The sequence below is a fragment of the Acidocella aminolytica 101 = DSM 11237 genome (assembly GCF_900129125.1).
Classification (GTDB): domain Bacteria; phylum Pseudomonadota; class Alphaproteobacteria; order Acetobacterales; family Acetobacteraceae; genus Acidocella; species Acidocella aminolytica.
This window is the reverse complement of sequence record NZ_FQVJ01000013.1, coordinates 27,943-40,158: the sequence shown is the minus strand read 5'-3', so window position 1 is coordinate 40,158 and position 12,216 is coordinate 27,943. Positions and strand designations below refer to the sequence as shown.

General features: G+C 60.5%; 15 protein-coding genes. 13 read left to right on the top strand and 2 right to left on the bottom strand.

Going from position 1 to position 12,216, the window contains the following annotated elements; all coding sequences use genetic code 11:
- On the top strand, positions 1-369 hold the full coding sequence (locus BUB54_RS08840) for a HesB/IscA family protein (RefSeq protein ID WP_048877401.1): 369 nt from the start codon (positions 1-3) through the stop codon (positions 367-369).
- 36 nt (positions 370-405) lie between these two features.
- On the opposite strand, the gene BUB54_RS08835 is transcribed toward BUB54_RS08840, so the two are convergent.
- Positions 406-1,179 carry an exodeoxyribonuclease III gene (locus BUB54_RS08835; RefSeq protein ID WP_048877443.1) on the bottom strand — a complete coding sequence of 258 codons (774 nt, stop codon included), beginning with the start codon at positions 1,177-1,179 and terminating at the stop codon, positions 406-408.
- Entirely contained in the window at positions 1,175-1,516 is a 342-nt protein-coding gene (erpA, locus tag BUB54_RS08830) for an iron-sulfur cluster insertion protein ErpA (protein ID WP_048877442.1), read from the bottom strand. Before erpA ends, BUB54_RS08835 begins: the two co-directional genes overlap by 5 nt.
- Positions 1,517-1,577: 61 nt before the next feature.
- Between erpA and BUB54_RS08825 the strand changes: the two genes are divergently transcribed.
- From BUB54_RS08825 to dapD, 12 genes are all read left to right on the top strand, one after another.
- Entirely contained in the window at positions 1,578-2,720 is a 1,143-nt protein-coding gene (locus BUB54_RS08825; RefSeq protein ID WP_048877400.1) for a deoxyguanosinetriphosphate triphosphohydrolase, read from the top strand.
- A gap of 8 nt (positions 2,721-2,728) precedes the next feature.
- Positions 2,729-4,459, top strand: a complete 1,731-nt coding sequence (argS, locus tag BUB54_RS08820) for an arginine--tRNA ligase (protein WP_048877399.1) — start codon at positions 2,729-2,731, stop codon at positions 4,457-4,459.
- 3 nt (positions 4,460-4,462) lie between these two features.
- Positions 4,463-5,203 carry an SPOR domain-containing protein gene (locus BUB54_RS08815; RefSeq protein WP_048877398.1) on the top strand — a complete coding sequence of 247 codons (741 nt, stop codon included), beginning with the start codon at positions 4,463-4,465 and terminating at the stop codon, positions 5,201-5,203.
- A gap of 32 nt (positions 5,204-5,235) precedes the next feature.
- Complete coding sequence (locus tag BUB54_RS08810) at positions 5,236-6,045, top strand: glycoside hydrolase family 3 N-terminal domain-containing protein (protein WP_244890760.1); 810 nt, start codon at positions 5,236-5,238, stop codon at positions 6,043-6,045.
- Between the two features lie 3 nt (positions 6,046-6,048).
- Positions 6,049-6,753, top strand: a complete 705-nt coding sequence (locus BUB54_RS08805) for a site-2 protease family protein (RefSeq protein ID WP_048877396.1) — start codon at positions 6,049-6,051, stop codon at positions 6,751-6,753.
- Positions 6,734-7,492, top strand: coding sequence for a segregation and condensation protein A (locus tag BUB54_RS08800; protein ID WP_048877395.1), 759 nt, complete (start codon positions 6,734-6,736; stop codon positions 7,490-7,492). Before BUB54_RS08805 ends, BUB54_RS08800 begins: the two co-directional genes overlap by 20 nt.
- A complete protein-coding gene (scpB, locus tag BUB54_RS08795) occupies positions 7,473-8,069 on the top strand; it encodes an SMC-Scp complex subunit ScpB (protein WP_373318325.1) in 597 nt (198 codons plus the stop codon). Before BUB54_RS08800 ends, scpB begins: the two co-directional genes overlap by 20 nt.
- Positions 8,066-8,737, top strand: coding sequence for a gamma-glutamylcyclotransferase (locus tag BUB54_RS08790; protein ID WP_048877393.1), 672 nt, complete (start codon positions 8,066-8,068; stop codon positions 8,735-8,737). The genes scpB and BUB54_RS08790 overlap by 4 nt, the downstream gene beginning before the upstream one ends.
- A 23-nt stretch (positions 8,738-8,760) precedes the next feature.
- The gene (gene tatB / locus BUB54_RS08785) at positions 8,761-9,201 is read left to right on the top strand and encodes a Sec-independent protein translocase protein TatB (RefSeq protein WP_048877392.1); all 441 of its coding nucleotides are present in this window, start codon (positions 8,761-8,763) and stop codon (positions 9,199-9,201) included.
- A gap of 3 nt (positions 9,202-9,204) precedes the next feature.
- A complete protein-coding gene (gene tatC, locus BUB54_RS08780; RefSeq protein ID WP_048877391.1) occupies positions 9,205-10,029 on the top strand; it encodes a twin-arginine translocase subunit TatC in 825 nt (274 codons plus the stop codon).
- Positions 10,022-11,293, top strand: a complete 1,272-nt coding sequence (serS, locus tag BUB54_RS08775; protein ID WP_048877390.1) for a serine--tRNA ligase — start codon at positions 10,022-10,024, stop codon at positions 11,291-11,293. The genes tatC and serS overlap by 8 nt, the downstream gene beginning before the upstream one ends.
- A 75-nt stretch (positions 11,294-11,368) precedes the next feature.
- The gene (dapD, locus tag BUB54_RS08770; protein WP_048877441.1) at positions 11,369-12,193 is read left to right on the top strand and encodes a 2,3,4,5-tetrahydropyridine-2,6-dicarboxylate N-succinyltransferase; all 825 of its coding nucleotides are present in this window, start codon (positions 11,369-11,371) and stop codon (positions 12,191-12,193) included.
- Positions 12,194-12,216 lie beyond the last annotated feature (23 nt).

Sequence of the window (12,216 nt, the reverse complement as noted above, 5' to 3'; positions counted from 1 at the left end):
ATGGACGTTATGCACACCGCCGCACCCAAGAAGCGCGAACTCCCGCCGCTGATGACCCTGACGGATGCCGCGGCCACGCGCCTGCGCAAGCTCTATGAGGGGGGCGAAAAGGGTAAGTTGCTGCGCATTTCTGTTGGCACTAAAGGGTGTTCTGGGATGTCATACGAGATGAGCTGGGTGGAAGCACCCGGTGCGTCTGATGAGGTAGTGAAGTCCCAGGAACTCACCGTTCTGGTGGACCGCAAGGCCACGCTGTTCCTTATCGGCACGGTGATGGACTACCGGGAGGACAAGTTGACGCGCGGCTTTACTTTCGAGAACCCGAATGAGAAGGGCCGTTGCGGCTGCGGTGAGAGCTTCCACGTTTAAGCCGCCCTCTGAAGCGGCTTAAACTTGTTTTGCCCTTTAGGCGGTTAGCGTAACCGAGACGGGTACATGGTCCGAGGGCTGGGCCTTGGCGCGTTCATCTTTATGGATGGTCACAGACACCAGCCGCTCCGCAAGGCGTGGAGACAGCAGAGCATGGTCAATCCGCAGGCCGATATTGCGGTCCCAAGCCCCGCCCTGATAATCCCAGAAGGTGTAAAGTGTCTCGCGCGGGTGCAGCGCTCGCACGGCCTCCGTCAGCCCGGTATGCAGCAGCGCATGAAACGCCGCTCTGGTTTCCGGGCGGACCAGCGCGTCATTCGCGCGCAGAGCGCGGGGGGCGTAGTCTGCGTCGGTCGGGCAGACGTTATAATCCCCGGCCAGGATGAAATCCTCATCGCCCTCCATCATTGCCGCCGCATGTTCGCGCAATGCGGCCATCCAGTGCAGTTTATATTGGTAGCCTACATCCCCGCCGGAATTGCCGTTAGGCAGATACAGCCCGCCAATTCTCATCCCGTGCGCCCGCACCTCCACGAAGCGCGCATGAGAATCTTCTTCATACATGCCGGGCAAGCGCTTATGCGTCACCTTCGCGCCGCCCTTATGCAGAATGGCAACGCCATTATAAGATTTTTGCCCGACAATTTCCGCCTCATACCCCAGCGCGGAAAACGCCATGGCTGGGAATTGGTGCGCTTCACATTTAATCTCCTGCAACAGCAGGAAATCCGGCTGCTCGCGCGCCAGAAAATCTGCCACATGCGCCTCGCGCGTGCGGACAGAGTTTACGTTCCAGGTGGTAACCTTAATCAATGGAAAATGACGTCCCGCAACCGCAGGAGGCGGTTGCATTCGGGTTTTTCACCAGAAAATGCGCGCCCATCAGGCTGTCTTTAAAGTCCAGTTCTGCGCCGGCCAGAAAATCTAGGCTCACCGGGTCCACAAAAACGGTTGCCCCGTCACGCTCCAGCACCAGATCTTCCTCGGTCCGTGCGTCCGTCAGGTCGAATTTATATTGCAGGCCAGAACACCCGCCTGCCAGCACTTCCACCCTCAGGGCCTTTGCGCTGGGGTCATCAGCCAAAATCTCCGCCACGCGGGCAGCAGCGGCGGCAGAAATGTCGAAAGAGGCAGTTATATCATTCATACAACACATATAGCGCGTGGGGGCCTTGGTGGTAAGGCCAGGGTGCTCTAAAGCCCTGGCCATGATGAAAGCCCCCTATGCCGTGCAGGAAAACAACTCACGCGGGCGCGTTTACGAGCAAACCCGCTCGGATGACCGTAGCCCCTATCAGCGTGATCGCGACCGCGTAGTGCACAGCTCCGCCTTTCGCAAACTGCAATACAAGACTCAGGTATTCATCAACCGTGAAGGCGATTTCTACCGAACCCGCTTAACCCACAGCCTGGAAGTGGCGCAGATCGCCCGTGCCATCGCCCGAGCCTTGAATCTTGACGAAGACCTGACTGAATGTCTGGCCTTGGCGCATGACCTTGGCCATCCGCCGTTCGGCCATGCCGGGGAAACAGGGCTGGACGAGGCGCTGGTAGAATTTGGCGGGTTTGACCATAACGACCAGAGTTTCCGCGTCGTCACCCAGCTTGAACGCCGCTATGCGGCGTTTGACGGGCTGAATCTGAGCTGGGAAACGCTGGAAGGGCTGGCCAAGCATAACGGCCCCCTGAAGAACCCGCCGCCCACCATCGCCGCCTTTAACACGCTGTGTGACCTTGATTTAGGCCGCCAGACCTCTGCCGAGGCGCAGACCGCCGCCTTCTCGGACGATATTGCCTATAATACCCACGACCTTGATGACGGCCTGCGCGCCGGGTTGTTTGGGTTTGAGGATATTCTGGCCCTGCCGGTAATCGGTGATCTGCTCCGCGACGCGCAAAAGCTCACGCGTGAAAATAACCGGATCCGCGCGGAGCTGAGCCGGCGCGTGATCAACTGCCTGGTGCATGACACGCTGGCTGAAAGCGCTCGCCGGATCGATCATCTGGCTCCGCGCTCGGTTGAGGATATCCGCGCCGCCACCAAGCAGGTGATCGGCTTCTCCGAGGAAATCAAGGTCGCCAATATCGAGCTGAAGCGCTTTTTGATGGCGCGTATGTACCGCCACTGGAAGCTGAACAGGATGACATATAAATGCGTTCACGTCACCCGTACGTTGGGCGGCTTGCTGTTACGCCGCCCGGATTTGCTTCCCGATGATTGGCGTGAGCGTGCAGGACAGGCTGAAACTGCCCAGGCCGCCGCCACTGTCCGTGACTATGTGGCCGGTATGACCGACCGCTACGCCCAGGATGAGTTTTCCCGTTTGACGGACCCTTCCGTCCCCGCTTGAGAGACAAGATGCAAGACGAAAATCTGTTTGCCGCCCTGCGTGGCGAGGTTCTGATCGCCCTTGAAGCCCTAGCCCCCGGCTTGGCGCCGGACGTACTGGCGCGCGTGGAAGTGACCCCCACCAAGGACCCGGCCCATGGTGACATGGCCACCAACGCCGCCATGATCGCCGCGAAGCCTGCGAGCAAAAATCCGCGTGAACTGGCCGCAGGGCTGGTGGAAAAACTCTCCACCCATTCCAGCATTGCCAAGGCTGAGGCGGCAGGGCCGGGCTTTGTGAATCTGACGCTCTCACCCGCTTTGCTGCTGGCGCAAATTCCTCTAATTCTGAACGCGCAAGAAGCTTATGGCCAAGGTGTATCCAAGAGCCGTAAGATCAATGTCGAGTACGTCTCCGCCAACCCCACAGGCCCGCTGCATGTGGGCCATTGCCGGGGCGCGGTGGTGGGTGATTCGCTGGCCAACCTGCTGTCCAAGGCTGGTTACGACGTCACCAAGGAATATTATGTCAACGATGCCGGGGCCCAGGTTCTGGCCCTCGCGCGGTCCGTTTATGTCCGTTATCTGGAGGCATTGAAGCTGCCAACGGAGGCCTATATCGCCACTGTGCCCGGCGGTATGCAGTATGGCGGCGGCTATCTTGTCCCTATAGGGGAGGCGCTAGCGGCACGGCACGGCGATAAATTCGCGGGCCAGCCGGAAGATATCTGGCTGGATGAATTCCGCACCTTCGCGGTCAGCCGCATGATGGACATGATTCGTGATGACCTTGCCGCGCTGGGCGTGCGTCATGACGTGTTCTCCTCCGAGCGCGCCCTGGTCGAGAATGGCGGGGTGGAGCGCGGTCTGCAGGTGCTGCGTGACAAAGGTTTGATCTATCGCGGCATATTGGAACCGCCTAAGGGCAAGAAGCCTGAGGATTGGGAGCCGCGTGAGCAGGAGCTGTTCCGCTCATCAGACTTTGGCGACGATGTGGACCGCCCCATCGCCAAGTCTGACGGTTCTTACACCTATTTCGCCAACGACATCGCCTACCATGCGGACAAGGTGGGGCGCGGCTGCCCGGATCTGATCGACGTTCTGGGCGCCGACCACGGCGGTTACGTCAAGCGGATGCAGGCGGCGGTGAAGGCGCTCTCCGGCGGGCGGCTGGATGTGATTCTCTGCCAAATCGTCAAGGTGATGAAGAATGGTGAACCGGTCAAAATGTCCAAGCGCGCCGGCACCTTTGTCGAGCTCCGGGACCTGATCGACGAGGTTGGGCCGGATGCCGTGCGTTTTCTGATGCTTATGCGCAAGGCTGACGCGCAGATGGATTTCGACCTTAACGCCGCCGTGGCGCAGACTCGTGAGAACCCGGTGTTCTATGTGCAATACGCTCATGCGCGCTGCCGCTCCGTGCTGCGTGCGGCGCAGGCGCCCTCGGGGGAGGTTGATTTCTCGTCTCTTACCGCGCCGGAGGAGGTGGCGATGATTCGCCGCCTCATCACTTGGCCACGCTTGGTGGAACAGGCCGCCGAGGCGCGTGAGCCGCACCGCGTGGCGTTCTTCCTGTACGATCTCGCCTCGGACTTCCACGCCTTGTGGAATGCGGGCCGCGACAATACTGCACTGCGCTTCCTGCAAGAGGACAAGCCGGTTGAAACTGCGGCGCGTATCGGGCTTGTCGCGGCTACCGCCATCGTGCTTCGCTCTGGCCTTGCCGTGCTGGGCGTCAATCCGGTTGAGGAAATGAGGTAAGGCTTGCAGGAGGAAGATGACGATTTCCTGTATCGTCCGCACCGCGCCAAAGGGCAGCGGGTGGACCCAGCCATCAAGCGCATGGCGATCGCGGCGGGCGGTGTATCGGTGCTGGTTATCATCATCGCCTGGACGTGGAGCGGCATCCACCCATACAGCTTTGGCCCTCCTCCGGTGATCAGCCCCCCCGACACGCCGTTGCGTGTTGTGCCCGCCGACCCTGGCGGGCTGGTGGTGCCAGGGGCTAATATTCCCATCATGTCCGGTGAAATGAATAACGGGACGCCGCATCTGGCGCCCGCTGGGCAGGCGCCGGATATCGCGGCGTTGGATCAGGCGGCGGGGCTAACGAAATCCGCCGCTTCCGCACCGGCCGAGCAGATGGCCGCCGTGCAAGCGCCTTCACCGTCACCCACGGATAAGCCGAAAAACGTAGTCCCCGCCGCGTCGCAAACGCCGCGCCCCGGCTCCACGGCCACCAGCGCGGCGGAGGCTGAGGGGCTGTCCTCCGTACAGCTCGCGGCTACCAGCACAGAGGATGGCGTGCTGGGGGTATGGGTGAAGTTGCAGCAGAAATTCCCGGATCTCATGAAAGGGCGGCAGCCGGAGATTATCCCGGCCATCGTCAATGGCCGGAGCTTTTGGCGCCTTCGCCTGGGCGGTTTTGCCTCGGCAGAGGCGGCAAAGGATTTTTGTTACCAGCTCAACTCTAAGGGTGCGGATTGCACCGTGGCGGCATTTTGAAACCTGCAATCCTTGGGATTTCTGGCACGTCCATGACGGCGCAGGAGCGGGATTTGTTCCGCGACCTGCCGCCTCGTGGGGTTATTTTATTCGCGCGGAATATTAAGGATCCTTCCCAGCTATCTGATCTTATAGCTGAATTGAAAGCTATTTTGTCGCCTGGAGCGGTATTGATGGTGGACCAGGAAGGCGGACGGGTTGCGCGCCTTAAACCGCCGCATTGGCCAGCTTTGCAGCCTGCGGGTAGTCTGCGCACGGCTGAGGAGGCTTTTGCCCATGGTCGTGCGCTGGGCCAAATGGTCCGTCAGGCGGGCTTTAACTGCACCGCCGCCCCGGTGCTTGATATTCGTGTACCCGGCGCTTCCGATGTGGTGGGGGACAGAGCCATAACTGGCGATGCTGCGGCCGTGGCGCACCTGGGTGGTGAAATCGCCCGTGGGATCATGGCTGAAGACGTGTTGCCAGTGATGAAGCATCTGCCTGGGCATGGGCGAGCGCTGGTTGACTCGCATGTGGCCTTGCCGTCCGTGGCTGTGTTGACCGACGATGATTTGTTGCCCTTCATCGCCAATAACAAGCTGCCCTGGGCGATGACGGCTCATGTAGTGTACGAGCAATATGATCCTTTAAATCCAGGGACTTTATCGCTAATCGTCATACAACATCTTATCCGTGAACGGATCGGGTTCAAAGGTGTTCTGGTGTCTGACGACCTTGCCATGGGCGCGCTGAGCGGCACCCCGGCGGAACGCGCCGTGCGTGCCCTGGAGGCAGGGTGCGACATCGCGCTGTACTGCCCCGGTGATTTCGAGGACAACCGCGCCGTGCTGGAGGCGCTGTAAGCGATGACACATATCCTGCTTATTATCGTGGCCCTGGCCATCGCCATTATCATGCACGAGTTGGCGCATGGCGTGGTGGCGTATTGGTTGGGCGATCATACAGCGCGCTGGGCCGGGCGGCTGACGCTTAACCCGGCGAAGCATATCGATCAGACCGGCACCATTGTGGTGCCGCTGGTGCTGGCGTTGGGGCAGCTTCTCACGCTAGGGCGAATTGCGTTTTTATATGGCTGGGCGAAGCCTGTTCCAGTCAATCCAGTCAATTTGCGGATTGGCCATTACCGCAATGCACGCAGGCTGATGGCGATTGTGGCCGTTGCTGGCCCGGCGATGAATTTTTGTCTGGCATTGGCCGGCGGACTTGCCGTCCATGCGGCGGTGGCGCTGCATTCCGCCCAGATTTTGACATTTTTGGCTTATTTCATTCAAATCAATCTGGTACTGGGGCTGTTCAACCTGATCCCGCTGCCGCCGATGGATGGCGGGCGGATCGCGGTGGGAGTGCTGCCGTTATCGTTGGCGATCAAACTGGCGCAGGCGGAAAAATTTGGCATTGCCGCCGTGCTGATCGTACTATTTGTGCTGCCCTTGGCGTTGGAACAGGTAGGGGTGCATTTTGACCCGTTTCGTGAGGTAATGGGGCTGCTGCTTCCCGCCGCAGAGCGCGTTGTGCTGACCCTGACGGGGAATGGCGTTGGATACTACTGAATCGCTTGTTCTTAAGCTGGAGGGATTTGAAGGCCCTCTAGACCTGCTGTTGGAGCTGGCCCGTGCGCAGAAAGTGGATCTGGCCAAGATCTCCATTTTGCAGCTGGTTGAGCAGTTTTTGTCTGTCATTGATGGTGCCCGGCGGGTGAGGCTGGAGCTGGCAGCGGACTGGCTGGTGATGGCGGCTTGGCTGACTTGGCTGAAATCCCGCCTGCTGGTGCCTCAGCTTGGCGAGCCGGAGGACGCCGAAGTTGCGGCTGAAATCCTACAATCCCGGTTGATTGAGCTGCAAACTATGCGCGAAGCCGCGAAATGGCTGGGCGCGCAGCCGCAACTCAACTGGGATGTATTCGAGCGCGGGCTGCCGGAGGATCTGACCGAACTCGACCGCTCCAAACTGAAGCTGGATATGACCGGGCTGCTCTCAGCCTATCTGGCCGCAAGGCGCCGGGCGGGGGCGAAGCAGCGCTACCGTCCCAAGCCGATGGTGTACTTCTCTGTTCAGGATGCGTTGCAACGCGTGGGGAGATTGCTCGGGTCTTTGCCGGACTGGGCAAGTCTTGAGCAGTTTCTGCCTGAAGGGTTGCAGGATGGCGTTCCGCTCCGTGCCGCCATATCTTCAACGCTGATCGCGGGGCTGGAAATGGCCAAGCATGGGCAGCTAGACTTGAAACAGGATGAAAAATTCGGACCTATCTTCATGCGTAGGAAAGAGGAGCGTGACGGTTTTGATGGTTGAGGGCTTCACGCCAGAAATGCGGTTGGCCGAAGCGGCGATTTTTGCCGCGACACAGCCGGTGACCACGCGGATGCTCGCCAAGCTGCTGCCCGAGTATGTGGACGTGGAGGCGGTTATGGCGGCTCTTGCTGCGGCCTATGAGCCGCGCGGGGTGAACATTGTAACGGTTGGCGGGGGCTGGCAATTCCGCACCGCGCCGGACCTTGCCCCGGCTTTGCGCAAGGTGGTTGAGCTGCCGCGCCGCCTGCCGCGTGTGGCTATGGAATGTTTGGCGATTATTGCTTATCACCAGCCCTGCACCCGTACCGAGATTGAGGAGATTCGCGGCGCGGCGTTGTCGCAGAACACGCTGGATCTGCTGCTGGAGAATGGCCTGATCACGCCCAAGGGCCGCAAGGAAACCCCTGGCCGACCCACGCTGTGGGGTACCACGCCGGCATTCCTGGCACAGTTTGGGCTGAATGATCTGCGGGAACTGCCCAAGCGTGAGGAATTACTGATCGACCCCCCTGGCCCGGCACTTGCCGCCGCGCCAGCACCCACAGCAGCCCCAGCCCAGGAGGCCGAGCAGGAATGACCCAGCTGCGCATTACCCGAGAGACGCTGAAGGATGGCACGTTACGCGCGCGCCAGCGCGAATACGCCCAGAGGCACCCGGATATGCGTTGGCGCAGCGATACTGAAATGGCCGAAATCTTTGAACAAACCTTGGCCGCGCATCCGGCGGATGAGGATTTGTGGGTGTTTGGCTATGGCTCGCTCATCTGGAATCCGGCGTTTCATTTCAAGGAACAGCGTTGCGCCCTGCTGCGCGGCTGGCACCGGCGGTTTTGCCTGAAGCTTATGATTGGGCGTGGAACGCCGGAAACGCCGGGTGTTATGCTGGCGCTGGACCATGGCGGCGCGTGCCGGGGGGTGGCTTTCCGAATCGGGGCCGAGCAAATCCGTGAGGAACTGTGGCTGCTCTGGCAGCGCGAGATGTATGGCGGCGCTTATAATGTCCGCTGGGTCTGGCTGGAGGCGGGCGGCAATCGGGTGCGAGCCGTGACATTCGTGATCAACCGGCGCCATCCGCGCTATATCAAACAGCTTTCCATTGAGCAGACAGCGTCCTTGATTGCCTCCGGCCGGGGGGATTTGGGGACGTGCCGCGAATATTTCGAAAATACAGTGTCGCATCTGCGAGAGCTTGGGGTGAGGGATGCGGCGCTTATGCGGATCGCCGCGTCTTTGCCAACAGCGTGAGGGGCTGCTAGCAAGCCTGCACGATGTTTGGATTTTCATGGGGAGAGATCGGGCTGATCATGGCGGTGGCACTAATTGCCATCGGACCAAAGGATTTGCCTGTCGCCATCCGTACCGTCACCGGGCTTATCAAGAAGGCCAGGGGTATGGCGGCGGAGTTCCAGGGCCATATCGACGAGATGATGCGCGAGGCGAATCTCTCGGACGTAAAAGGCGAAATCGACAAGCTCCGGCGCTTTGATTTCCGTGCCGCAGCCGAGGAGACGATAGACCCGGACGGGTCTTTGCGCGCCAGCGTGCAGGAGGTGAATGACGGCGTTTCCGCCACCGCTGCCTCTTACACGCCACCCGCCCCAGTTGAGGAAGAACCGCCCAACGCCCCCGCGATGATTCCCCCCGACACGGTGCGTAAAGCGCCGGTTCCCGCCTTTATTCCGCCTGGCACCAGGCGCTGGGGTTTTTAACGCATGGCCGCCGATGATAATGAAATCAACGACAAGGAAATGCCGCTGCTGGAGCATCTTTCGGAGCTTCGGCGCCGGTTGATCTGGTCCGCCGCTGCGTTTCTGATCGCGTTTCTGGTTTGCTACCATTTCGCACAGCAGATCTACGAATTCCTGGCTGCCCCTTTAGCCCACGCGCTGGAGGCCCGGGGTGAACGGCCGGAGCTGATCTATACCGCGTTGTATGAGGCATTTTTTACCTATGTGAAGGTGGCTGTGTTCGGGGCGGCGTTTATCTCCTTCCCCGTGGTGGCGGCGCAAATCTGGCTGTTTGTCGCGCCGGGTTTGTATAAGCGCGAGAAGCGGGCCTTGATGCCGTTTCTGGTCGTCACGCCGATTTTGTTCTTCGCGGGCGGGGCGCTGGCTTATTATGTGTTCTTCCCGGTTGCGTGGAAATTCTTTCTGTCATTCCAGGAGAATTCGGGCGGGGTGGATATTTCGCTGATGGCGAAAGTGTCCGACTATCTGAACATCGTGATGAAGCTGATCTTCGCCTTTGGACTCAGCTTTGAACTGCCGGTGTTGCTGACGTTGTTGGGAAAGGTGGGGATTGTAAACCACGCCGCGCTAAAGAAATACCGCCGCTATGCCTATGTGGGCTGCTTTGTGCTGGCGGCGGTGATGGCGCCACCTGATGTGCCGAGCCAATGCATCATGGCCGGGCTGCTGATCTTCCTGTTCGAGGTGTCTTTGTTCTTCGTGCGGATGGTCGAGCCCAAATATGAGGAAGAGGCCGAAGAGACGGCCGAAAGCGAAACAGAGCAAGAAAAAGACCCCGAAAATGCATGACATCAAGATGATCCGCGAGGATGCTGCCGGTTTTGATGCGGGGTTGGCCCGCCGCGGGATTCTGCCGCTCTCCTGCGAGATTTTGGAGTTGGATGAGCAGCGCCGCGCTGCTCTGGCCAAGCTGCAGGAGTTGCAGGCGGAGCGCAACGCGGTTTCTAAGAAGATTGGCGAGGCAAAGCGCAACAAGCAGGACAGCGCGGACCTGGAAGCACAGGGGGCTCGGATACGCGCGGAGATCGAGGCGCTGGACGCTGAAGGCCCGCGTCTGGACGGGCTGCTGCGCGATACGCTAGCGAAAATCCCTAACCTGCTCGATGCTTCTGTGCCGGAGGGGCGGGATGAGACGCAGAACAAGCAGGAGAAGCTGTGGGGCACGCCGCGTGAATTTGCCTTCGCGTCGAAGCAGCATTTTGAGCTGGGTGAGGCGCTGGGGCTGATGGATTTCGCTGGAGCCGCCAAGCTGGCCGGGTCGCGTTTTACCGTGCTGAAAGGCGCGCTGGCCCGGCTGGAGCGTGCCCTTGGCCAGTTCATGCTAGACACTCATACTGGCGAGTTTGGCTATTCTGAGACCGTGGTGCCGCTGCTGGTGAATGACGCCACCATGTATGGCACCGGCCAGTTGCCGAAATTCGCGGAGGATTTGTTTGCCACGACTGATGGCCGCTGGCTGATTCCCACGGCTGAGGTGCCGCTTACCAATCTGGCGGCGGTGGAGATTACCCCGGCGACGAAATTGCCGCTGCGCATGACCGCGCTCTCTTATTGCTTCCGTTCGGAGGCTGGCTCGGCCGGGCGAGATGTGCGCGGCATGTTGCGTCAGCACCAGTTCAGCAAGGTGGAGTTGGTGAGCGTCACGACGCCGGAGCAAAGCTGGGACGAGCATGAGCGTATGACCCGTGCCGCTGAAACAGTGCTGGAGCGTTTGGGCTTGCCTTATCGCCGTATGCTGCTCTGTGCGGGCGATACCGGGTTCTCCGCAGCCAAGACCTATGATCTGGAGGTCTGGATGCCGGGGCTGGGTACGTATCGGGAGATTTCTTCCTGTTCCAACACGCTGGCCTTCCAGGCGCGACGGATGAATGCCCGCTACCGCGCGGGTGAGGGTAAGCCGGATTTCGTGCATACGCTCAATGGGTCCGGTGTTGCCGTGGGGCGTGCGCTGATCGCCGTGATGGAAAATTACCAGAACGAAGACGGCTCCATTACCGTTCCCGAGAAGCTGCGGTCTTATATGGGTGGGCTGGAACGCATTACCGCCGCCTGAACCAGCAGGCGGTTTCGTTGACAGGGGCGGCGGACTCTTCGCATGGTCCGCCGCGTATTTTTGGGGAAAGACGAAATGAGCACCGATCTGAAAGCCGCCATTGAAGCAGCCTGGGAAAACCGTGGCGATATCTCGCCCGCCACGCAGGGTGCGGTGCGTGAGGCGATTGAGGCGGCGCTGGAGCTGCTCGATTCGGGCAAGGCACGCGTTGCGGAGCCGGGGGCGGAAGGCTGGGTGGTCAACCAGTGGCTGAAGCAAGCAGTGTTGCTGTCTTTCCGGCTGTACCCGAATGTGATTCAGGGCGGCGCCGGTGGCGCGCCGGTTTACGATAAGGTATCGGTGAAATTCGCCGGATGGGACGAGGCGCGCTTTGCCGCCGCCGGTATGCGCGCCGTACCGGGGGCAGTGGTGCGCCGTTCTGCCTACATCGCGCCCGGCGTGGTGCTGATGCCGAGCTTCACCAATGTCGGCGCCTATGTGGGCGAGAACACTATGATCGACACCTGGGCGACCGTGGGGTCCTGCGCGCAGATCGGCAAGGACTGCCATATCTCCGGCGGTGTTGGCATTGGCGGCGTGCTGGAGCCGTTGCAGGCCAATCCGGTAATCATCGAAGCTGGCTGCTTTATCGGCGCGCGTTCCGAAGTCGCTGAAGGTGTGATTGTCGGGCAGGGAGCGGTGCTGTCCATGGGCGTGTTCCTGGGGGCTTCTACCAAGATTGTGGACCGTGAGACGGGTGAGGTGTTCTACGGCAAGGTACCGCCTTATTCCGTGGTGGTACCGGGCGCGCTGCCGGGCAAGACGCCGACTTCGCCCAGCTTGGCCTGCGCGGTGATCGTGAAGCGTGTGGATGCGCAGACGCGGTCCAAGACCTCCATCAACGAGCTGTTGCGCGCGTGATTTCCGCGCCCGTCCTTCTGCGC